19 protein-coding genes are annotated in these 23987 nt (G+C 61.6%); 3 read left to right on the forward strand and 16 right to left on the reverse strand.

The features are described from left to right. Positions 1-258: 258 nt before the first annotated feature. From A5699_RS20215 to A5699_RS29315, 12 genes are all read right to left on the reverse strand, one after another. A complete protein-coding gene (locus tag A5699_RS20215) occupies positions 259-1011 on the reverse strand; it encodes a hypothetical protein (RefSeq protein WP_067772876.1) in 753 nt (250 codons plus the stop codon). 181 nt (positions 1012-1192) lie between these two features. Continuing rightward, a complete protein-coding gene (locus A5699_RS29305; RefSeq protein WP_157561361.1) occupies positions 1193-2077 on the reverse strand; it encodes a hypothetical protein in 885 nt (294 codons plus the stop codon). A gap of 376 nt (positions 2078-2453) precedes the next feature. After that, complete coding sequence (locus A5699_RS20220; RefSeq protein WP_067772879.1) at positions 2454-3074, reverse strand: vWA domain-containing protein; 621 nt, start codon at positions 3072-3074, stop codon at positions 2454-2456. 15 nt (positions 3075-3089) lie between these two features. After that, on the reverse strand, positions 3090-4631 hold the full coding sequence (locus A5699_RS20225) for an Hsp70 family protein (RefSeq protein WP_067772882.1): 1542 nt from the start codon (positions 4629-4631) through the stop codon (positions 3090-3092). A gap of 20 nt (positions 4632-4651) precedes the next feature. Beyond that, positions 4652-4858, reverse strand: a complete 207-nt coding sequence (locus tag A5699_RS29310) for a hypothetical protein (RefSeq protein WP_157561362.1) — start codon at positions 4856-4858, stop codon at positions 4652-4654. 9 nt (positions 4859-4867) lie between these two features. Continuing rightward, positions 4868-6583 carry a hypothetical protein gene (locus tag A5699_RS20230; RefSeq protein WP_067772885.1) on the reverse strand — a complete coding sequence of 572 codons (1716 nt, stop codon included), beginning with the start codon at positions 6581-6583 and terminating at the stop codon, positions 4868-4870. A gap of 3 nt (positions 6584-6586) precedes the next feature. Then, a complete protein-coding gene (locus A5699_RS20235; protein ID WP_067772887.1) occupies positions 6587-8995 on the reverse strand; it encodes a hypothetical protein in 2409 nt (802 codons plus the stop codon). A 1-nt stretch (position 8996) separates the two neighbouring features. Continuing rightward, positions 8997-9923, reverse strand: a complete 927-nt coding sequence (locus tag A5699_RS20240; protein ID WP_197508342.1) for a hypothetical protein — start codon at positions 9921-9923, stop codon at positions 8997-8999. Between the two features lie 285 nt (positions 9924-10208). After that, positions 10209-12914, reverse strand: a complete 2706-nt coding sequence (locus A5699_RS20245; protein ID WP_067772893.1) for a fibronectin type III domain-containing protein — start codon at positions 12912-12914, stop codon at positions 10209-10211. Beyond that, complete coding sequence (locus A5699_RS20250) at positions 12911-14521, reverse strand: Hsp70 family protein (RefSeq protein WP_067772897.1); 1611 nt, start codon at positions 14519-14521, stop codon at positions 12911-12913. The genes A5699_RS20245 and A5699_RS20250 overlap by 4 nt, the downstream gene beginning before the upstream one ends. Positions 14522-14537: 16 nt before the next feature. After that, positions 14538-15197 carry a nucleotide exchange factor GrpE gene (gene grpE, locus A5699_RS20255; protein WP_197508343.1) on the reverse strand — a complete coding sequence of 220 codons (660 nt, stop codon included), beginning with the start codon at positions 15195-15197 and terminating at the stop codon, positions 14538-14540. A 332-nt stretch (positions 15198-15529) separates the two neighbouring features. Beyond that, positions 15530-15727, reverse strand: a complete 198-nt coding sequence (locus A5699_RS29315) for a hypothetical protein (RefSeq protein WP_157561363.1) — start codon at positions 15725-15727, stop codon at positions 15530-15532. A gap of 17 nt (positions 15728-15744) precedes the next feature. Between A5699_RS29315 and A5699_RS20265 the strand changes: the two genes are divergently transcribed. Beyond that, positions 15745-16752, forward strand: coding sequence for a hypothetical protein (locus A5699_RS20265; RefSeq protein WP_067772903.1), 1008 nt, complete (start codon positions 15745-15747; stop codon positions 16750-16752). Positions 16753-16789: 37 nt separating this feature from the next. On the opposite strand, the gene A5699_RS20270 is transcribed toward A5699_RS20265, so the two are convergent. Beyond that, positions 16790-18469, reverse strand: a complete 1680-nt coding sequence (locus A5699_RS20270) for a molybdopterin-dependent oxidoreductase (RefSeq protein ID WP_157561366.1) — start codon at positions 18467-18469, stop codon at positions 16790-16792. 86 nt (positions 18470-18555) lie between these two features. Then, on the reverse strand, positions 18556-18798 hold the full coding sequence (locus A5699_RS20275; protein WP_157561364.1) for a hypothetical protein: 243 nt from the start codon (positions 18796-18798) through the stop codon (positions 18556-18558). Positions 18799-18946: 148 nt separating this feature from the next. Between A5699_RS20275 and A5699_RS20280 the strand changes: the two genes are divergently transcribed. Next, entirely contained in the window at positions 18947-20899 is a 1953-nt protein-coding gene (locus A5699_RS20280; protein ID WP_067772909.1) for a DEAD/DEAH box helicase, read from the forward strand. Here the strand turns inward: A5699_RS20280 and A5699_RS20285 are convergent. Continuing rightward, positions 20883-22061, reverse strand: coding sequence for a hypothetical protein (locus tag A5699_RS20285; protein ID WP_369806735.1), 1179 nt, complete (start codon positions 22059-22061; stop codon positions 20883-20885). The genes A5699_RS20280 and A5699_RS20285 overlap by 17 nt on opposite strands. A 118-nt stretch (positions 22062-22179) precedes the next feature. On the opposite strand from A5699_RS20285, the gene A5699_RS20290 reads away from it, so the two are divergent. Then, positions 22180-22626, forward strand: a complete 447-nt coding sequence (locus A5699_RS20290) for a hypothetical protein (RefSeq protein WP_067772915.1) — start codon at positions 22180-22182, stop codon at positions 22624-22626. Here the strand turns inward: A5699_RS20290 and A5699_RS20295 are convergent, their stop codons facing one another. Next, positions 22627-23457, reverse strand: coding sequence for a cutinase family protein (locus A5699_RS20295; protein WP_067772918.1), 831 nt, complete (start codon positions 23455-23457; stop codon positions 22627-22629). It abuts the gene before it with no gap. Positions 23458-23987 lie beyond the last annotated feature (530 nt).

The raw sequence follows: 23987 nt of genomic DNA on the forward strand, positions 1-23987 counted from the left end.
GATCTGTGATGAGTCTCCCGAAATCCTCTGCGGTGTACTGCTTTCACAAGAAGTTCTCGCGAGGTGATCCGACTGATCGATCCATCAACGCCGACATGCGCGTCGATGCCTTATCGGACGACCGTGATCCGCCGACACCGCACTAAGCGCATTTCGACAGCGGCGCAGAGTCCGTGGCGCTCGCGTGGTCCACGATTGGTGGGGCCGATAAACAGGGAACCAGTACCGTCCGCGTGTGTGTACCGCAGTCGGCTACGGTCACGGCGCGACGGCCCACCCAAGGTAGGTATTCCCGGGGTAGGTCAACGGCACTTCCCGAATCTTGGGCGCCTTATAGTAATTGGCGGTTATGAACTTGCCGTTGCCTTCGCTGAGCATCACATGGCCCATCCCGCGATCGAACCGTGGATCGCTGGAGAACACCAGTGCGCCCGCGGGAGGGTTGGTGCCAGTGTCGATCTTTCCCTGATTCTTGAGCGTGTTGTAAAACTCCATAGCTGTGGCGCCCGGCCATTTTGTTCCGTATGCCGCCTCGACGAATTCAAAGCATTGAATCGTGCCGTTAGGGTTGGTGGCCATCTGGTTTCGCGCCCAAGACAGCGCCCGGCCGACACGGTCAGCGTTCGCAGCGGGCGCAGGCGCAGCGGTCGCCCCGCAATCACCCGCTACGGACTCAAGGGTGCCAGTCTCGATATCGACGTCCGCTACATAACTTCCGTCAGACGTCTTGTACCAGAGGTTATCCCAGCCACCATTGGGGATGTTGAAGCTGAAGTATCCCTTCACGGCCTGCCCGCGTGCGGAGCACACGAGCGTCAGCTTGGTGCCGGCGTCATACCACCCGTTTTGCGCCGAGTTGAGGTTTGGTGCAGACATCTTCTGGGTGCGGACTTTCACCGTCGCCGCGGCGTCAGCGGTGGCCGGCGCCAGAGGCAGCGCCACCGCTGTCGATACGGCGAGCAATCCAGCAACCGTGAACCTGCCGGCGAACCTAGACTTGGTGCGATACATATTTCCTCCGAGAAATTTTTGCCGGAAACCCAATGAACACCTGTTGTATCACCGGACCATTACTCTGCGTTACGCCGAAGTGCGAAATCTGGGAAACATCATCCGTTTGACTGACAATAAACGGCCCGGGGGCTGATTTCGCATCAAACCCGGGCGATTTTTCAGAATCCACCAACCCTGTTCAGTAGTCGAAGCTGATAAATCCTTTCGGCCACATCGTGACTCCACCCGACTTGACAAAATCAGCAACCGCCGAGCTCGTGTAACGTCCGTCGTGGTAACGCGGACCATCGTTAAAATAGTTTTCCTCGAATTGAATTGACTGCACCTTGACATCTAAACCGTCACGCCGATAGTCGGAGCTAGGATCCTGCCGCCAGCGTCCATGGTTGAATAAGCCCCATTCGTGGGATTTAAGCGAGACTTCCGAATGCTCTTCTGCACGGAAAAGCATGTCCATGCATTGCGCGTCCACACCGCCCGATGACTTGAACCAGCCTTCGCAACGAGCGACACATAAACGCCCCGATTTCGTCAACAACAGTGCTTGCGCCTGGAAATTACCTGCGAGATCTCCCCGTTTCGGTGCAGGCGGGTCGCTAGCGCGGCTTTGGCGCGGCGCATACTGCCCGAGGATCGCGGGATCACAGGCCCACCAGCCGCGCCTTGCGCGCTCTACATCAACTGCGATAAGCCAGAACGAGTCTCGGTATGTGCCACGGCCATCTCGGGCGAACTCCGACCGGAACAACGGCACGCCAGCGGACTGCAATTGCGCTGCAGATTCGAGCGCCAACGCATTCAATCGCTGTTCCCATTGCTCAACTGCAATGCGCGGCGGAGGATCACTCCAGGTATCGAAGGAGGCTGCCGGAAGTACCTTCGCGTCGTTTTTAGCAGCTTTAACTCGTCTCCGGACAAGGTAAATAGCTAACCCGATGACCAGCCAGATGATCCCGCCGGTTACGAAGCTCGTCCCTACGCCGCGTTCCGCAATTGGCGTGGCATTTCCCAGGATTTGGACCTGGACGAATTCGCCAGTCAGCCCAGCTAGAAAAACGACCACAAGGAGGACTATGAAGGCGGCACCCAACCACGGCACGGCATGATTCCCTTCAATATAATTTGTCGGCAGCAACTCGACTTATCGAGCATAAATGCGCCGCAGCATCACACCGACCCGAGCTGCCGCTGCAGCACTACGTGTAAACCAGTCAACGATGCCGCGCGCAGGGAGTTCCACCTTGCCCGTGACACTTGGTGCAATTTCCTGACATGCCCCAGACTTTGCCATCGCCTTTGCAGGTCGAGCATCTTCCATGCTGGCAGTCCTTGCAGCGATTGTCGTAACCCACGCTGAACTCCATTCCTATTTGTTTCGGCGGGGTCGACGCTATCAACGTCAGCAGATGGGGCATATCGGACGATCGGACGACAGTGACCTAACTCAAGTACGACTTTCGCACCAGTCCCCCGGCCATCGACGCAATCGACTCGGCAATGGTTGCCGTTGTGGCAGTACGGGGCGCCTCAGAATTCTCTGTGGAAATCACATCGAGCTGCGCTGCGCTTTCGTCACCAAGGCCGCAGGTGATGATCCTGATACCGTCGGCCTTCAGCAGCTCAGCGGTCGCGATCGCCTGTTGCCGGTTTCCGAGGTCACCGTCGCCAAACACCGCTAGAACACGGTCCCCAGCCGGCTGCTCCATCAGCGCTTCATGCGCCTGTTGTAGGCAAGGCACAATGTTCGTGCCGCCACTCACAGCTGCCGACGCGATCATGTCGCGAGCATTGTTGGGGGAGGGATGCGGAGGGGTGAAGGCACTCACCCCGTGGTCCCAGAGAATGACTCCAACCGAGTATTTGTCCTGGACTGCCTCATCGATGAACCGCTGACATCCCTTTCGGGCCTGGTCCAATCTATCTCCACTCATCGAGCCACTGACATCGAGGGCCAGTATCACCACACCCATAAAACTCGCCTGCAGCCGACCCAGGTGGGGACCCGGCAAAAATTCTGTAACCGGGTCTGCTTGAAAGGTCTTCTTGGTCCAGCCAGCCATTTCGAATGTCCGTTCCTAGTCCGACAGCGTGAGTCCGGCTAAGGCCCGCGTCTGTCGTTCGACCTCGTCATCATCGAGAACGCCTTCAATAAAGCACTCCAACGGCAACGGTTTGTTCTTCGGCCCCCGCGCCAGGACCGAGATACGGCCGTCCACGCCCACCGAGATCAACAGCTTGATTTCGGCACCGCCACGCGCCGGCGGAATCTCTGAAACTTCTCCATCGAATACCAAGCGGTTGTCCTCGGGACGTTCAGAGACCACCGCGCCGCCCTGCTCATACAGTCGGACTCGAGCTCGTTCTTGCCTGTCCATGATCGTGGCCACAGACACCTCATGATTTGCAATAGGGAGCGGGGTGTTGGCAGCGAGCGCAGCTCGGATATAGGGCTCAGGCCGCCACGGCTCAAGGCTCGAATGGATGTACAGGCCGAGCGCTCTCGGGAGAACCGGCGTTATCCGCGTGACGTCTGAGGGCTGTTTGACCAGACCCGGGCGGCCGAGTTGTTCGGCAAGCATCGCGGCTCCCCGGGCGACGGCTCTGTCCGGGTCATTGATCTCCACCGGCACGTTCAATGCCTGCGCCAGATAATCTCGGATCATCGGCATTCGGGTCGATCCACCGACCAGCAGAACTCGTCCGACCTCAGGTGCACCGAGTGCGGTTGCCGCCGCAACCACCCGGTCAACACTCTGACCGCATTGCAACACCAAATCCCGCGTCGCTTCTTCAAAGGCGTCGCGGGATACCGACAACGAAAACTTCTGGCGACCGTTGCGAACTGTCTTTGGCGCCGAAACAGACTGACTCAGTTGCCTTTTGATTTGCTCAGCAGCTGCGTTGAGCTCACCGACAAAATCCTCGTTGTCACGAAGGTCATCAGCATCTCCGACCTGTTGTTCGATCTGCTCCCACAGCATGTCGGCTAGACGAGCGTCCCAGTCGAGGCCGCCCAATCGGGTCTCACCATCAACAGCCCAAATCCGTGGGTTACCTCGGTCAATGCCGATAACCGCGACGTCGAAAGTTCCACCACCGAGATCGAAAACCAACGACGTGGTGACTGTATCCTCCTGTACGCCATAGGCATACCCCGCCGCAACCGGCTCCGCCAACAGTTCCAGACAGTCCACACCAGCGATCCTTGCCGCGCTGTACGTCGCTTCCTTTTCCGCAACCCCGAAGTAGGCCGGAACAGTGATCACTGCCCTGAGATCGGCCAGACGGCAGTTCAGCACTTCGGCTGTGTCCGTCACCAGCCGCTTGAGGATCAGCGCTGAAATCGCCTCGGGCGTCAACGTGTGAGCGCCGAACTGGAGCGGGAACTCCCTACCCATCTGACGCTTGATGCCTACCACGACGTTGTTCGGATCGTCCCGCAGGTGAGACTTCGCCTCCCTACCGACCAATACTGAGCCGTCGTCTCCGAAATAGACGACGGACGGTGTGAGTTCCTCTCCGTCTGCGGCTCGAATGAGCATGGCCTGCCCACCCGAACTGCTGAACACGCACGAATACGTAGTGCCCAGGTCGATACCGATCGTATGCACGGTCATTGCGTTCGCATCCTTGGCTGTCAACCCCAAGGGAACGGCACCAAAGACGCGAGCTGATTGCTCACATCCTGCACCCAGTAGTACCCGGCATTGAACAGTTCGGCTCCGCGGCCGTCGTCCAACAGCCAGACCGTCAGCGACAGACCGAGAATCACCACCATTACGAGGTGAGCAACACTCCAGGCATATCGAAAGCTCCAGTAGATTCCGGGAAGTCCGTTCTTCATACCGATTCCTTACGCTGTTTCGACTGCCATCGCAGCCAACGCCGGGTTGACCACTATCTTCGCGTTCGCGGTATCGAGAACCCACTGACAGACGTGGATCGGATGCGTCGGTTCTGTCAGGGCAGACGGTCGCATGAGGTCCACACCGAAATAGCTGATGTTCTCTTCGAAATCGTCTTCTAATCGGCGTACCAAGCCATCCTGCCCCACCGAGATCAACCATTGCCGGATACCGAGGGAATCACCAGGAGTCATCCCTGCTCCCGCTGGCAGATTCTGCAGGACATCGAGCTTGGTGATAACCACGCCTAAATGGCGTTGCTTGAGTTTGACGTTCTCGGCGCGGAGGCGGTCGATCGCACTCGCATACGCATCCTCCTGATCCGCAGTGGCGATCTGCAATCGCTGTGTCACGCCCGCACGCGTGGCCTCATCATAAATTCCCGGCAAACCAAGCGGATCCAGAATCAGCAGCAGTACATCCGCGGTATCGATATAGCCGAGACTCTGCGTTGAGTCCATGCTCCTGAATGACTCGCCCGCAGCATCGATGAAGTGGAGTTCGAGCTGTCGTGAACCAGTTTCCAGTTTGTATGGCAGAGCTTCGGGGTTGTCGTCCAGTTGGGTCTTCGCGGTCGACTGTCCAGTGGCCATCAGGTTGTGCGCCAATTGGTGGAATGATCCTGCCGGGGCGCTCAATGGCGTGAAGCTCCCACCCTGTTCTGCGAGGCCTTGACTCAAAGCCGTTGCGGCAGCGGCAAGGAACCGTGTCTTCCCAGCCGCAATCGCTCCGATCGTCGGTAGCTGAATTGTCCTTCGTGTCGCCGAACCCTCGGCAACACCTTCTCCGCAGTACGGACAAACCGCCTGAAGCTTCTTCGCGGCGGCGCTGACTGTCGTCGGAAAACCTGTGCCACATTCGCAGCGGCGGTGCATCAGACCGAGCGGGCCCGGAGAGATATCACGGTGGATGACCGCACAATTTCGGTTGGGGCACTCGTAACTCGGCATCGTTGTCTCGCGATAGCACTTTGTGCAGCGTAACGAGGCGCGATCCTTCTTTCGCCTCAAACGATCGAGCCAACGGTAACCAATGACCCATGCCTGCTGGCCGACATAGACCGCACCACCGAACACCGCCATGGCCGCGAGCCAGAAGACGATCGAGATCCAAACCCCGAGGAACGCGCCGGCAACCGGTACTGCAGCAAAAGTAAGCCAGGCGGCCCCCGGCAAATTGGTCAGGGCCTTCTTCGCCTTGGCGACCAGACCGCGTTTCTGGAGCGCCGAGCTGGCGCCGCCCTTACCGATGTTCCAGTGACTAGGCGATACTGCTGCCCAGACCGACGTGACGATCAGGCGAGTTTCAGCAGCGACCGCTCTGGCATCATTCTTCGCCTGATAAGGGTTGTACACGGGCCAAGCGTGATCCCATCCGAAATTTTTCGCTGCCCCGCGGGCTTTCGTGGCCATCACCTTATTCGCGACCACCGCCTGCGGGGTAGCGATCAACGGTTGGACCTTGGCATGGCCTCGCAACACGCGTATGGGAATGGCAAGGCCACCCAGGATGCCGACAAGTAGCCCGACGGCGAACGCACCGGTCCAATAGATTACGAGGATTGCCAGGATTCTCATTAGAATCGCCAACACCACCCATAAAACGAAGACGACTACGCTGACAACGATTGCGGCAACTAAAAGAAAACCGCCTACTTCATCCATGGTTCACCGATCCTTCGTGAAGAGACGTTTGCCGCCCCGCATGATGTTCCGAGTGAGACGTCCTTTTCTGGACTCCTCGATCAACCCATCGAGTACAGGAATCCAACTGCGCGCGATGTTCGCCCGAGACTCATCAAGACGCTGACGACCTGTTCGAGAATCCATGAGCGCCAACAGGAACTCGGTTGCAGCTTCCCGCTGTGGCTCTGTGCCGGACTCGTATAGGCTCAGCGCCCATTCGAGACTTCCTGCATCGCCTTCCCGCCGCGCAATTTGCGTCAACGCCGCGTCGATGAACGGCGCAACCCAGTCGCCGACCACACGCTCCAGCTGTTGAACTCCACGCCGGTCAGCCGACTTCACCAACAGAGTTCCGAGCTCCGGACCAAAGAACGCGACATATGACCTCACCCGAGTCGCAATGTCGTGCAGCGCGGGGTTCCGGTCATCGCCGATCCGTCGCTCCGCCTCCTGGTATACCTTTGCGATCTGGTCAACGTCGGTGAGTAACCGTTCGAGTTTGGCATCCGACGTCCGGATGCGCCCCTCACGCATTGCGGAGATCACCCGACGGGCCGCATCACCATCTTCGTGTCGTGCCTGTGAGGCCGTTAGGCCTTGGTATATCCAGGAACTCAGGTCGGCAGGAACATCGGCATGGGAGCGGAACCACGCAACGATAACCGGGGCGCCTGTCGGCATGTCCAACCCATCTAGCACCAATTTCCAGCTCTCGACCGGCAACTGCGTACCGCTGGAGGCGACTGCGTGGGCACGTCGATCCGGAGTCATCGAGCGGACCGCAGCAGCGGCCTGCCACCGCGACAACACCGACCCTGGGCCGCAGAGCCACTCCCAAGAACCAGCGAGAAATGTGTCTACGACGGCTTGATCATCCCGCTCAAGTGCGGCCACGATCCGTGCGCCCAACCGGGATCCGAGTACCGGTTGATACGGCAAGTCATCCTTCCGAGCCGACAGTTCAGGATGCTGAGACCAGTAGTCACACAGCCGGTCGAGCGCCAGCGCGATATGTCCCTCATTCGGTAACAGATCTGCTTTCTTCGCAGTAATCAACACATCGGCCAAATCCGCAGTACCGCTGGAGTTTATGATGTCGGACTGTGCTCGTAGCGCATGGCTTCGAGCCTCCTCCGACTCCCATTGCAACGGCCCGAGCCCTGTCCGCCATGTGCTGGCGCTATTGCCCCACGTAGGTATGAGGTCTGAACGCGAGGCCAGCACCTCCAACGTCGGCAACAGAATTCCCGCCGCCACCTCATCCATGCCGGCCTGGTGAGAAGTGCCGATCGCATCTGCGGCCAGGCGCACATCTGCCTCGCAAGTTGGTGGACTCGTCACGATGGCGTCGAGCAGCTCGTCCGAGTACATCGCCAAGTCGTCTCTGAGGTTCCCTGCAACGAGGCCACATACAGCTCGAAGAGCGGCTGACCGGTCACGAGGAGAGGCCACAGGGCTCTCGGTGAAGCTCACTATTCCGGCAGCGTCGGTTGCCACGTCGGCGCCTAGTGCCGATTCCCAACGACGGGCGACTTCGATCGCCGCCAACGCATCGAAGGGGTCGCCTATGAACCATTCGGCCTGTCGCACGGCCGACGAACTCACTTCGACAGGTGACATCCGCCATGCCAGTACGTCCACCACGTTGTAGGCGCTACTACCCGAATCAACGCTGGGTGTTTCACCGAAATGCGGTGTCGCGCCGACGATATCAGCCACCGCTGCCAGCGGTTGTTCAGCGAACGCAACGAAGCTCATGGTGAGCGCACGTCCCGCATCTAGAAACAGCGACGCCAGCGCGATATAGCGCATCACGACATCCAGCTCAGTGTGGACGATGATCAGTTTTTTGCCTGAATCAGCGGTAGCCTGCTCGACCATTGTCAAGAACACGGGCAGAAATTCGGGACCGAACGGCGATCCGTCCACCAGCGCTTCCTTGAGCCCATCGGCTTCATACGCGGGATTGATTTCCAGTGGGGTAGGCCACGGCGAAACCTGTTTTCCCTCAGTATCTCTCGACAGGTTCCACTCGCTCGCAGCGAACAGCTGCGCAGGACGATAAGGAACAAAATCGTCAGGGTCCGAGGTCACGATCGTCTGAGTCACCTGGTTGCCCGGCCTGGGAGCGGTCACCGTCTGGCCGATAGACCTGCCCCTTGAGAGGAAAAACCGTCCATCGGACGGCCGGTAGATACAGCTCGGCGGATGAGCGAGCTCATCGCTGTTGTCGACATGCCAACTCGACTTGACGACGTGCAACATTCGTTGTGCGACAAATTTCTGTTCCGCCGCAGTGATTCCCGACGATGCCGCGATGAAGTTGAATCCCGCAACACCGTCGAGTGCTTCCGCAGCACGCGCGTCCGTGTAGACGGTGACATCGAACACGTCAACCTTCCTTAGGCAGGAATCCGCGGTCTGCCATCAGCCACAGCAGCGGCTCGCCCACCCGGTGTGGCAGCACGCCGCGGGCGTTCACCTTCAGGTTTTGGTAGGAAGGCTCTGCTCCGAGCGCCGAGGCTCCGAAGAGCCGGTACTTCTCGTAGTTGCTGTCCAGCATGCGCAGTAAGCCATCACCGCCCCACTGCTCGATCATCGCGGCGACGTGATCGTGAATGGTCAGTGACTCCGTGTCATCGAAGTAACGCAATTTCGACGACGGCCGGCGCATCGGGTGGTCGTCTGGAATGTCGTCGAAGAACGCGTCGATCTTTGAAACTACCACCGCTACCGGTTGTTTGATCTTCTTGTTCTTCTTCGTCTTCTCAGCCGTCTGCAGCACGGTGGTCAATGCGCGTAGAACAGTCTCCGGTGAGGTTGTCAGACTCTCTGGATTGACGCCGCTGCCCAACGCGCGTTCGCGGTTTCCTGGAAACCCGAAAGGGTCGAGAAGAAGAATGACCCCGCTGGTCGCTGCGAGGTAGTGCTGCCCCAGCGCCCGGTCCTCGGTCGCAAGGTCCTCGCCCGCTGAGTCATAGAACGAAAACAATGTAGATGCGTCACGAGTGAGCTTGCCGCCGAGAGACTTCTTGGCAAACCGCCATTCGAAGACCGCCGGAATCGTCATTCCGGACGTGTGTGCTGCCGTCTGCGCTGGCAGCATTCCGTTGGAGCTGTCTTCCATGCCGCGAAGAAATGCTTCGAGCTCTCCAGCCAAGCCGGTCTTGCCACCCGGTGAGTCGATAGACGCATCGAAGCGTCGTGCAATCGTTGAATAGAGCTCCTTTTGGAGCACTGCCAGCATCACAGTCTTTCCGGACCCGCGCACTCCCACCAGTCCGAACAGGGGCGAATCGGCATCGAAGCTACGGGGCATGCGTGAATGACAATCGGGACATACCCGAATGGCGCTCACTGCCCCACAGTCTGGGCACGTCGCTTCAGACCGTGAGAGGACCTGCTTCCGGTCAGGCCCGACTATGACGGGAAGGACGGGAGTGCCGTCGGAGAAGAACTGAATTCGGGCGCTGTCCGGCGCCTCGGTGCATCGTGCCTTTCCTGGCGCTGCACGGCCTGAGCAGCGCACTGCCAGAGCGGTCGGCGCGATTTCGTTGTAGCAATACGGGCAGGGAACTTTGCGTTGGAAGAATGCCATTCGCGTCTAGCCTTTCAGCTGATTCGTGGGCGGATCTTCAAGCTTGATCGCGGCGCCGTCCGGGAAGAGTCGGATCCAGAACGGACTCGACAACTTGGGCAGACTGAATTCTGCTGTGACTGAATTCGTTCCATCCACGGTGAGGTCCAGCCGTTCGATCACGTCACCATCGTCTGGCCGTGAGGGCATGATCGAACTCGTCCTTGCGACTACAAGGAAAGACAGTGCGCCTGCATAGCCGTCCGAGTGCACGACGACACGCGCGGGTCTTCGACGTCCGAACCGCGAGGGCGGAATATACAAGTCATATCGGACGATTGGAAGACGCGCGGCCAGTTGGACCTCCACGGGGCTGGCTACCCATTCCGCACCGTTGCCGTGCGCCACCGTCGCAACCGATACTCGGTTGACAGAGCCAGCATCGACAATCCGGAATCCACCGTCATTCTTGTATGCGGCCCGGGTGCATCGATTTGAGTGCGAAGCCCCGCCCTGTGACCACGTGACGGCTGCGGAATAATCGCCGTGAGGCCATTCCCACGAAACGACGAGATCATTGCCGTAGCGATCTACCCGCAGTTCCTTGACACTCGGAGCCGATCCAACAACCGCCGAGTCGCCCATCAAGCCACGGCCGCCATCGATCGTGATCGTTGCAAGTACACGCAGTTCGCGCAGCTTGCCGAAGCTCAGCCCCGTACGGTTGGCAGATGAGTCAACTACGCCGCTGACACGCCGTCCGTCGACCATGTCCAGGTCGGCAATAACTACCTCGGAACCTGCGGCCGGCAATTGCTCATCGATCGGAAACGACCACAGTTCGACTGGAAAGCCGCCCACTTCAGACCACGTGGCACGGTGCCCTTCCCGCCCGTCTGGCAGACGGACCTCGCCGATCTTGAGATCTGTCACCGCGGTTATGGCACCGCGCGGCATCGCGTCGACTGCAGCGGGCGTCGAGACCACCCGGGTACCGTCGCCGAGCACGTAAATCGCTTCAAGCCTGAACCTGTAACGGCTACCCGTCGCTAAACCGCCGACCGTAATGCGATTCCCGCCACTCACATTGACCGGCGCGCTTGTGCCGTCCGGATTGATCTGCGTGACCTGAATCCCGACCGCTTGTGCAGCCAAGCGCCACATGAGAGTTATTTCGGTCAGTGCAGCGCTCGCCGATACCTCGGATGGCGGCGGCAAGATGATGTGACTGGCTGACGCAGGCCGTGACGCCGCTCCCCGACGTTCTGCGAACACGCAATAGTGAATCCGTTGTGCTATGGATGGCTTTACATCGGTATAGGTCTGGGCGGTGACACCGCGGGCGAGCACCACACCGTCGGCGGTGTTCGCAGGAGGGTGGCCATCTGTATTGCAGACGATGATGAAAGTGCAATCAGCGTCTGCACCGCCACTCCATCTAAGCGAAACGCTTCCGTCTTCAAGCGATTTCACGACCAGGTTTTCCGGCGGCGGAGGCGGGAGAGTGTCGAGCTGGCTCTGCAACCGCAAGTCTTGTTTGTCAATGGCTACCGCTTGACTCAACGCGCGGGCGGCGGTCACGTAATCTTGCACCTTCGCGGCCGCTTCGTAATCGCTGACCAGCGTCGCCTTCCGGGTTTCGGCAGTCGTCAGGAGTTCTTCGACCCGTTGGACTTCAGCCGCTCCGAACTGCTCTACGTTGGCAACTGCATCGAACGTGCGTCGAGCATCTGCGAGCGCGCCCTCGGCAAGCAAATTGGTGACATCGTTGAGACCTCGCGCGCTTGCCGACCCGGATAGTTTTGTCAATAGTCGCGCGGCGTCGACTCGATCCAATCCGGTGTCCCGAGACAGTTTAGTAAGAGCGCTGGCCAACAACTCGCCTCGTTCCAGCATCTCCTTCGCCGTGGCTGCAAATGTCGCAAGTACCAGTTGATGGAGGCTTGCTGGGTCACGGAAGTCGGTGCGGATGAGCGCGAGCGCCTTCTGTGCCGCCTGTAGCGCGTCCGAATCTTTACCGCTCTCAGCCGCCTTCTTGGCCGCATCGATGTGCGCTGCAGTGATCGCCGATCCACCGGCGAAAGTGAGAGCATCGATCACTCGAATTGACTCAGGCTTTGCAAGCTCACCCAGCAATAGAACGTCGACGACGCTGCGGTGCTCGATGTGTTTCGAAAGCTCGCTGATGACCCGAGGAATCACCACCTGGGGCAACTGAAAGTCAGGACGTACTGCGATACCGGCGCTCTCTACCGCGACAGCCAAATTCTGAGGCGAGACAGCACTTGCCAAGCCCTGCGCCTTCGCTTTGTCTTCCAGCTGCTTTTGAGTAATGACCTTCAGCGCTTGGTACTCAAGTGCTACCGCAGCAGCGAACTCGTCGACCTTGACCCTGAAGGCCTCGGTTTTGGCGGACTGGATCTGATCCCAGAACCCGGTATCGGTCAGATCGAGACCGGCCACTTTAAGTTCCGCCACCAGCTTCTTAAGCAGCTTCGCCGCTGGCATGGTCTGGCGCTTGTTGAGCAACATCTCCACCGAGCTGAGGTGGGAGGCAAGGTCTTTCCGGTCCGCCGGGATCGCTAGCAATGCCTGAAGATCAAGCCCTGCAACCGCGTTGGCTCCGGCGTTCTGCAGTTCTCGAACCGCGCGTTGAATCTCGGCCAGATGCACCTTGTCTTTCGCGAGGGGCTTCAGAACCTCGGTGTCGTAGGCTTTGGCGTCAAGACTCATGAGCGGGTCTGGAGCCCACCGACGAGCTCCTTACCGGCTTCGATCTCCTCAGGCTTCAACGCTGAAATCTTCGCTTCCATGGTCAGCTCTTGACCGGACTTCGGCTCACGGGCACTCAACGTTGCCAATCCTTCGCTGGACACACTCAGCAGAAGCTCAATGGCCGAGCCACGGGGAAGCGGCGGGAGTCCGGTGATCTCGGCTTCCTTCAGCAGATTGTTGGCGCCGACGTCCTCCGACTCGACCTCGCCTCCCTGCTCGTACAGGCGCAGACGAACGCCCGTTTGGTTATCCGAAGCCGTGCCGGCCTCGAGCAACGTATCCACGACCGGTAGCGGATCATTGGCGTGCGTGAGAAATCCGATGTAGTCGACCAGCTTTCCGCCCTCCTCACGCACGAACTCGACGCCGATTCCGCGCGACAGGACATTTTTGATGTTCAGTGTGGCGGCACCGCCAAGGAAGTACTTAGGTTGTGTATTCGTCGCTGGCTGACCAGTTCCGTTGCCCGCGGCCGCACTCGTATCACCAGCTTCGAACGGAACCGAACCACTCAGGATCGCCTGGCCGTAGATCGCAGCACCTTTCGCCACGGAGAGGTCGTAATCGGTGGGAATCGGGTCGAAGCCAGCTGCCGTCAATGCGTCATGGACCATCGGCATCCGCGACGACCCGCCAACCAGCAACAGCTTGTCGATCACGAGACCCGGCGATTTCTCCTTGGCTGTCTCGATCACACGCAAAGTAATATCGACCGTCTGTTGAATGAGATGTGCTGTGGCCGACTCAAACTCGGTACGTGTGACAGAGACCTTTTCTTTCGCTCCCTCGAACTGACAGAGAACCGAGACGTCCTGCTTCCGCGTCAACAGCTTCTTGTTGTCTTCTACCTTTTGTAGGATTTCCGCTTTGAAATCGGGATCGTCGCTTGGGTCTTCGGAAAGCCCCGCCTGATCCCTGAACTTGTCGATCACGACATGCGACAACGCCTCGTCCCAGTCGGCGCCGCCAAGGCTACGGTTGCCATCCACTGCGATGACCTCAACATTGCCCGGTTCAGCCACCATGACCGTGGTGTCAAACGTGCCTCCACCGAGGTCGTAAATCACGATCGTTTCCCGCTTTTCACCGCGAACACCCAGCGAAAGTGCGGCGGCGATCGGCTCAGCCAAGATGCCGATGACCTCAAGGCCGGCCATTTCACCAGCCTGCTTCGTGGCCTCCTTCTCCTTGACCCCGAAGTACGCCGGTACAGTAATTACCGCTTTTGTGATCGCCGATGCCCGCTCCAGGTTCGCCGCATTGACGAGCTCTTTTAAGATCACGCCCGACATCGACTCCGGGCTGTAGGTCTGACCGGCGAATTCCTGCGGAAACTCAGTACCCATGTGGCGCTTGATGAGTGCACAACCGTTGTCGGCATCGGCGATGAGCGAAGACTTGGCCTCGGACCCCACGATAGCGATGCCAGAATCGAAGTACACCACAGACGGAGTGGTGTCTTCACCATTCTGATTCTTGATGATCTCGGCCTGATCGAGGTCATTGATCACCGCCACGGCGGAGTAGGTGGTCCCCAAGTCAATCCCGAAAACGTCACCGGACACTAGCAGCTCACTCCTCTTATTCGGTTTCGGCCGATGCCGGCGGAACGTAGCGATACACGTTCACCATGGCTGGCACGAATACACGTTGTGCACCAACGAAAGTGAAGCCTTGTCGTATAACCTTCGCGATCCTGAGGTCAAGCGACGGGTCGTCGGTTTCGACACGTCGGCGGGCGGCATGCCTGCTCGCGTCGAACTCATCTACGGCCGAAACCCCGATCGACTCAACGTCAAGTAGGCCCAGGGTCTCCTCGATCTCCGAAACGAAGTAGTCGAAATCTTTTCGCGCCGAGTCGTCGGCACGCGCTGATGCCCTTTCCTCCGCAGCGGCTGCCTCTGTGTGAAGTGACGCTAGCTTGAGAATCACCGGCTTCAAGAGCTCGCGAACCTGGTCTGCCTGCAGTTCTTCAATGCGGGCCTGCATTCGGCGAATTATGGATTCATACTGCTCTGCCCGCTCATGAAACCGCTCAAGGGCGCCTGCCATTGCTGACAACTCCTCCGAGGCAGCCCGGGCTGAAGCTTCGCCAACGTCAGCTCCCTGTGCAGCGAGGACGTCCAGCAGAGGCCCTGGCACTGCGTCTGGGGCCGGATCGTCCTCGGCGATATCGGTTCCAAACGCCGTCCCGTTTGCCGGCTTCCCCCAAGCGGCGGGGGACTCATCATTGGTACTCATCGCCGAGCAGTGACTCCTCGCGTGCGGACCGGTGGGACACGACAACTGCACCGAATGAGCAACTGCCCAGCAAACCTTAGATTGGTGAAACGTCGCTTGTCTGTCCACCGTTCGGACGACCGTTGCCTCCCTTCAGATGGCAGAGCCCACCGACTCGACGAAACGAAGCCGAACGTCGGCCACGTGACCGATACCGCGCCGGGGGAGGCCGAGCACAGTGTTTAGTGATGAGCGAATTGGTCCGTCAAGGTGAAGTGCTTCTGGTCCCGACATCCGGCGTGCTGTTTGGTGACCGATCAACGGTACGTAGTCATATCGTCGGGCACTCGGAGTCAGGACATCACCACGTGCTCGAATCGGATCACGAATTCGACGTCATCGTCACCGGCGCCGAGACGCTCATCGAGTTGCACGACACAGCACGCCTGATACATCAGGCCCACGCGGATCAGCACTGCACCCTGCCCGTGTCCCCCGGAACGTACCGCGTGATGCGGAAGCGCCGATACCACCCAATTCGGGATAGTCACGACTTCCTGGCCGACTGATGGATGCCCCGGCGGCCGCCGCACGCTGGGCATCGAAGCTCCTCGACTCAATCGATGCGGCATACCCCCGGTGGAATGAGCAGATCGTGACTTCCGCGGTCAGGCGGTACCTCGTGGGTATGGGTGCGCCGGAACCGGATTGGATTGTCGTCGCGGAGTCGCCGGACGACGCACATGCCTTGCGCCGGCCCAGGGGCACGAATCTGAACCGCCAATTCATCGACCACACACGAGGCAGATACCTCGCTGAACGCGACGGGTTGGAAGCATCAGCGCGGCGCGTACTCGCCGACCAGATCGACATAGTCGTCGACAAACCGCTATGTAACGCTCTGGCAACCACCTCCGGCGGAGGGGACCACCGGCATCTCTTCAAGGATCTGTTGTCTGCCTACATCGACGTGGCGGCTGGCATCGGTGCACGCGCCGCGGATATGAGCCCGGAATTGCTGTGGGTCTGGGACCAGATGCTCATCGCCTTCGAAAACGGTTTGGGCTGGTATTCGTTCGTCGACGACGGTGGACTCATTCTCCTACCTCGGCCAGCGATGACGATTCCGTTGGACCGTCTACACAGCCTCGATGGTCCGGCCGTGATCTGGCCAGATGGTTCGGGTTCCTACTTCCTTGATGGTGTCTGGGTCGACGCCGAACTTCATCATCGGCTCGTCAACCGCACCGTCACCGCTGAAGAAGCCCTCGCACTGAGCGACCCTGATCAACAACTGATGGCCATAGCCGCCGCGCCACCCGACGAGATACTGGCTCTGCTCGACGCGGTTCATATCGACACGGGCATCAAAGGCACTCAGCTATATCGGGTCGACGACCAATTCGGCCCGCATCGTGTCGACTACTGCATCACCATGACCGACCCCAGCACGGGCCGACGATACCTGGAATGGGTCGATCCTGAGATCGCTCAAGAGGGTGACGCGGAACTGTGTCAGGCACATCTTTTTGGGATCGACGTACAAGATTGGCTGTCGTTGAGGCGTGAGGCATGAATGCCGCACCGCCCCGATTTGTTGAACCGACGGCAATCTAGATCGGCATCCGGTTCCCGAAATATTCGTGGTCTTGGTTGTATCCACCACGGCCCCAACCGACTTCACGGAAATCGGCGACGAATTCGACGGCCTCGACCCATTTGACCTGTTTGAAGCCGAGTTCCAGTTCGTTGCGGAGCCGCACCGGGGCACCGTGGGTCTCGCTGAGCGGCGCCCCGTTCATCTCGTAGGCCAGCAGTGCCAGTGGTTCACGCATGTGCTCGATGCGGTGGCAGTCGTAGTAGCGTCCGTGGCCCGGCTCAGCACCGTCGGCGAACGAGTAGAACACCACCCATCGCGCCTCCGGCAACGGCCGCACCATCTTCAGGATGTCGGCCATCCGCACCCCACCCCACTTTGCCACCCCCGACCAGCCCTGGATGCAGTAGTGCTGGGTGATCTGCTCGTGTTTGGGCAACGCCAACAACTCGTCATAGGACAGCTCGACCGGATTGCCCACCAGTCCGCCGATCCGCAGCCGGTAATCCGTCCACCCCCCGTGCTTCAGCCGGCGATATTCGGCCGAGTCAGGCAACCGGCCATTGGCCCACAGGTACGGGCTGATGTCCTTGTCCCGGTAGGTCGCCCGCGGATGGGCGCGTTCCATCCAGGCCTTGGCCCATCCGACGATGAACCGCCCGACGTTCTGCACCAGCCGCGGGTAGCGAAGCGTCACAGGTGTTGCCGCGAGCCACAATCCGATCAGCACCACGGCCGCCCCCCCGAATATGGCCAGCGCCCAATACGACTCGGTGTCGGTGCCCAGCGTGATGTGGTTGAGGTTCTCCACCGCACCGGTGGTGAGCACCATGGTCACGTGGGCCACGATGAAGAGCACCATCCACAGCCACACCGTGAAGTGCACGGTCCGGGCCACCTGGCGGTTCAACGGTCCTCGGCCGGTGCCGAACCGCGCGGCCACCGCCGGGGCCTGCAGCAGACCCGTGACGAACGCCAGCGGTGCCGCGACGAACACCGTGATGAAGTAGGCCAGCATCTGCAGCCCGTTGTACGAGGTGAACCCGTGGTTGGTCGGGAAATCCAGCGAGGCGTACTGCACCGCGGTGGACAACGCGTTCGGAAAGACATCCCATGACACCGGCACGATCCGATGCCACTGCCCGGTGCTGAACAGCAGCACGTAGAACACCGCGCCGTTGATCAGCCACAGCAGATCGAAACTGAAGTGCCACCAGCGGGCCAGGCCGATGGAATGGCGTATCCCCGGGATTCCCAACCACTTCGGCAGCGCCACCGAATCGTCCTTGGAGGTCCACACCTGTGGCGGGTCGGTCTTGTCCAGGCGATCGGCAGGTACCGCATCACGCAGCCGCAGCCACTCCGTGCCGGGCCGGCACCCAGAGTTGACGTACAGCCGCGGATGGTCGGCCAGGATCTGCAGCCCCGATCGCAGGATGAACATCATGAAGACGATGTTGAACAAGTGCTGCCAGCGCAGCCAGGCCGGGAAACCCGATGTCACCGCGGGTGCATAGGTCTGCGACGTTCCCGGATAGCGCGCGATGAAATCCTGCATCCAGCCGTACTCGCGCAACTCTTGGGCCACCGCGATCACGACGACCAAGGCGACGGCCGCGAAGGCCACCAGCCACATGGCGTTGACCCAGTGCCGGCCCACCCGGAGCGACGGGAACCGCGCCGGCACGGGAAGCATGCCACCGGCGAACTGTCGTTCGTCGATATGGTCGCGCAGGGCACCCTCGGGCCGGGTCGGATCCAACAGCGCCTCCCTCGAACGTGTCACAAGATCCACGGGAAGTACCCATACATCGGGAAGTTATCGACGAACGGCGGCGCGTCGTTGATCTGGACGTTGCCCGGTGACCGGCACTGAGTGCTGACCCGTGTCGTCACACACGTCTGCGGGATCGGCTTGATCTGCTGATTCGCGGCCGCAGCCGGTGCGGCGCCCATCAGAGGCGCCACGATGATCGACGCCGCGGCGCCGGCCACGGCCAGCGCGGCGGCAGGAGAGATTCGCATGATCTGCCACCTTCCGTACATTTCTGTACGTCTGATTTCACGGTAGGCCGTTGCACTGGGCATTCGCTGTGTGGTTCCTGAAAGCTTGCACAGCTGCCGGAGAATCTCTGCGTCCCGCCAACGGCGGACAGTGCCATGATGATTTGTCATGGACAGCGCAGATGCCACCGAGCTGATCCGCCATGCCGACGCCGCGCTCGCCGGCGTCGGCAAACTCCGCGCCGAAATCGCCGACCGGATCCGCACCACCACCGACGAGGTGGTGGCCCAGACTCTGCAGGCCACTGCGCTGGACCACCTACGCCCGTACCTTGCGCGCGGCGCCCGCCTCGGCGGCCTGGCCAACTCCGAGTACCGCACCGTCGCCGATGTCCACGCGGTGCCGGCCCGCCTGTTGATCCAGGTGCCCGGCGTCGACATCGAGGCTGCGCAAGCCTTGCAGGCCGCAGCCCAGGCCATGGCCGACCACATCCGCACCACCACCCGGCCCCGGCTGCGCCGCGAACACGACACCACGCTGCTGACCTCACTGCTGACCCTGGCGCACGCCGATGCACCGGTCAAACAATTGCGCCGGTTGATGCCGCGGCTGCGCGACCACACCGCCTCCGATCAACTGCGCGAAGCGGTGACCGGCCTGATCAACCGGATCGACGACGCCTACCATCACGCGGGCGACCCGTGGGAGAGCTACCGCACCGACCCGCGCCCGATAGACCGACTACTCAGCGAGTTCGCCTCGGGCACAACCGATGTCGACGCCGCCCAGGGTTTCGTCGGCGCGGAGGTGGCGGCCCAGGTCGAGCAGACTGTGCTGAACCGGTCGCTGCTGCGTACCGCGCTGCGTGGGTACCAGGAGTTCGGCGTCCGTTATGCGTTGGCGCGCGAGCGCGTGCTGATGTGTGACGACCTGGGTCTGGGCAAAACCGTGCAGGCACTGGCGGTCGCGGCACACCTGGCTGCGGTCGGACAGACCCGCCACACCCTGGTGATCTGCCAGCGCGACACCGGAATCCATTGGGCTGCAGAGACAGCCAAGCACACCGGGCTGCGGGCGATCGAGATCCGGGGCGGCAGCGCCCGCGAGGACCGCCTTGAGCAGTGGAAGTCCACAGGCGGGGTGGCGGTCGTCTCCTTCGACACGCTGGCGCGCATCAAGCTGCCCGAACGCCCCGGCCTGGTGATCGTCGACGAGGCGCACCTGCTGCGTGACCCGAAATCCGACCGGGCCCGCGCCGTGCGCAACGTGCTGACCTCCGACAACCGGGTGTTGTTTCTGTCCGGGGTGCCGATGCACCAGCGCATCGGCGGCTTCCGCCACCTGGCCGACTTCCTGCAGCCCGACGTGGCGGGGAAAGTCCCGCCCAACGCAGGCGAGCGCGGGTCGGTCGCATTCCGCCGCACGGTCGACCGGGTGTACCTGCGGCGCGACTACCGCGACGTCGTCGACGAACTGCCGGTGCGCATCGCGACCGAGGAGTGGGTGCGCCCGAGCCGCACCGACCGCGACCGCTACCGCCAAGCCGTCGCCAGCGGCAACTTCAGCGCGATCCGGCAGGCCGCCTGGCCCTCGGGTGCACCGACTCCGGGCGCGAAACTCGACCGGCTCTTGGAACTCACCAGCGAGGCCCACATCAACGGCGCCCGGGTGGTGGTGTTCTCACATTATCCCGGGGTGCTCGATGTCATTCGTAAAGCCTTGCCAGGCAACATCTTCGGCCCGCTCGACGCGTCAGTACCCGATCAGCAGGCCGTGCTCGACGCGTTCGCGACCGATCGTGGCCCGGCCACCCTGCTGGCCCACATCGGCGCCGGCGCGCTGAACCTGCGTCACCTCACCGCCCCGGCGGTGTTCGTCATCGCCGAACCGCAGTGGCAGCCCCGCACCGAGCGCCAGGTGATCGGACGCACCCAGCGGCTCAGCGAACTGCCCACCGTGCGGGTCTATCGGCTGCTGGCCAAGGGCACCGTCGACGAGCCGATCCGCCGGCTGGCGCATGATCTCGACCAGGCACCCCCGCATCAGGACGAGGTGGTCCGGGCCGAGCAGGCGCGGCTGGAGCGTGCCGGGCTCAGCGCCCGGTTCAGTGGAAGCGGTTGATGATCGGGATGCGCTCGATGATCCGGTCCCGCAGCCGCGGCTTCGGATAGGTCACCGGCGGCGGCACGTACGGCGGCGGGCTGTACACCGGGGCCGGCGGCGGAGAGTAGACCGGCTCCGGAGCGGGCGGGACGTACGCCGGCGCCGGCTCGGGCGCCGGAGCGGCGGGGGCCGGAGCGGGAGGCACGTATTGCGGGGCGTCGACGGCCTCGACCGACGGCGGGGCGGCCGGTGGTTTCGGCGGAGCCTCGGGCGCCGGTTTGGTGGCGGCCTTCTCCACCGGTTTGTGCGTGGGTTTGGGCGCCGGGACGGCTTCGGGCGCCGACTCGCCGACGGAGGCGGCGTGCGCGGTCTCCTGCACGGCGCCGGGGTGCAGGTGCAACCCGATGGCCGCCGACGTCGCGACGACGAGCGTCACCAATGCACCCCCGACGACCGAGGCCAATGCGCCGACCTTGGTCACGTGCACCGCCTTGACCGGGGTGATGGCCGGGGTGTTCACCGCGAGCGCCGCGGCCAGCCCCGCGCCCCGGGCAAACGCCAGATCGGATTCGGCAGAGGTGATCACCGCGGTCGGAATGGACTCGGCCAGCTCGGCGACGATCGGCTCACGTGCATCGGAGCCCAGGATGAACATTCCGCTGATCGGCCGGCCGGTGAGCGACAGGAGCCCGGCGATGTCGGCGACGAAGGTGTCCGACCGGTCGATGCGGTCGGCGCTCACGTCATCAGGGGTCACGATCGCCACCACCGCGGCATCGGGTTCAACGATGCACACCGCGATGTCGTCATGTTCGGTGATCTCGGCGATACCGCTGGCCAGCATGCCGGCCGCCTCGATCTCGGAGACGGCGAAGACGTTGCCGTAGCCCCGGCTGTCCAGTGATTGCATGATGTGACTGGCCAGCGGCGCCGCATCGTTGGTCCACGTCACGCCAATCGCGTGGATGCGGTGCATCCCGTCGAGTTCGGTGTCGTCGACCAACCCGCGCAACAGTCCGTCCGGGTCGTAGGTGGCGACGTCGTCGAACGAGATGGCGCCACGGTCGAGGGGACGTCCCTCGCCCGTCGTACCTTCGACGAGCACCCACCGAACGGCCCTCGAGGTCATCGCGAGGCCGAGCACGAGATCCATGTCGATCCCCCGATCTGCTCTAGTCACTCGCAACTCAGGTTACCGGTGTGACCGCACTTACACCTGGCTGCGGCGATCACTGCGCAAACTCTTCGAGCAGCCGTGACGCGCGCCGGAACGACGGCACCCCATAAGCTCGCTGTATATGAGGTACCTCGTCGTCGTCTCGGCTGCCGCCGCCCTGCTCACCGGGTGCGCCGTGGCAGGTACGCCCACCGCGGCTCCGGTGACCGACGAATGGCGCCAGGCGGTGGTGGACGCGGTGGCCGGGCTGGGCACCCAGCTGGGGCCGATCGCCAACGCGATGGTGACGCCCGATCACATGACCAACTACACCGACCTGCACAACGCCTGCAGCGACATGCGCGACTACATCGACTCGGCCAAGAACCGGGTGCTTCCCGGCCCTGACGTCAAGGTCAACACGGCGTTGCGGGAAGGCTTCGACGGCTACCGCAGCATGGCCGACCAGTGCGTGGCGTTGACGCCGGCCAACAGTTCCAGCCGGTTGACCAAGCTGGGCGACACCATGGACGAGGCGCATCTGCGGATCAAGGAAGGCCTCACACTCCTGGGCGTCGACGTGAGCTGATCAAGCCAGCGGGGCGACCGGCGCCGCAGTGCTCGTCGGCGCAGGCGATGCCGGACGCGGCACCGGGCCGGGCCGCGTCTGCGGTTCGGGCCCCATGTGCTGAGCAGGTTGCAGAGACGGTCCATGCTGTGACGGGCCCGTACCCACCAACGTGGCCGGAGGAGCCGGCTCCGCCGCCTCTTGGGCCCAGTCGTCACGCAGCTTGCTCGCCGCGAACACCGCCCCCTGATCCACCAACCCCTCTTCGGTGTACTGCGTGTGGATGGCGAAGCTTCTGCCTTGCGGGTCGCACACCAGATCGTTGTCGACGCACAAGTCGATGGCCTTGGCTGCGTAATACGGCCCGACGACGATCGACGGGTTGTTGAGTACCTTCATGAACCGCGGCGACGGTTTACCGAACAACGTCACCGCGGACACGTGATCAGCGATCTCCGCCGGCATCGGCGCCGGCACGTCAGCCGGTGAAACCCCGTCGGGCACAACGGCTGCGGTGACGAAGCCCATCACCGCCGCGCCTTGGGAGAACCCGCCCAGCACCATCTTGGTGTCGGGACAGGCCGCGGCCGTGGACATTATGCGCGCGCGTGCGTCGGCGATGCCCTGGACGGCCGTCGGGAAGTCGGTGGTGGCCGGGTAATCGACCGCGTACACCGCCACGGACTTCGGAGCGACGTTGGCCCGCAACGAATCGATGAACGCCTCACCCGTGGTGCCCACCCCAGGTTGCTCCATGGTGCCGCGGGCGAAGACCACCTCGGCATCCGGACACGGTGCCGCGTCGGCGGACGGCATCGTCACATTGCTCAGCACGGAAGCCGCCCCCGCCATGACGGCTACTAAACCGGCACTTCCGAATTTCACCACCAATTGATGCTGACATGGTGCCGCATTGGGCGCCCGCTGAAATACGTAGACATAGAGTTCCCTCACAAACGAGAGAGAATTCTCAGAATGTGTGGCGCCGCCGGGCGGTGCGGTGAATCGGCTGACCTGCGCCGTCTCGCGCGTCTGGAACGGGGTGCGAGCTGCCCGCCTAGGAGCGACTTTTCAGCGACAATCGCCACGTTGGCAACATCGGCCTCACTGAACGCAGTGTCGCTCGACATTTTTGACACTCGGATACCATTGGCCCCACCAGCATCATCTGTCCGTTGTCCAGCTGCGAGCGACTCCGTCGCTGATAGGTGGACAACCCAAATTTCGTGACGAATGAGGCATTTGAGCTCTCAAGTGACGCAAGTAGTCAACGTCCAAGTGACCACCGGTGTCCATGGTGCCCATGTGGCGATTGTCGCTGAAAAGTCGCTCCTAGGCGGGCAGCTCGCACCCCGTTCCAGACGCGCGAGACGGCGCAGGTC

Origin of the sequence: Mycobacterium sp. E802, from assembly GCF_001666875.1 — a bacterium.
Taxonomy (GTDB): Bacteria; Actinomycetota; Actinomycetes; order Mycobacteriales; family Mycobacteriaceae; genus Mycobacterium.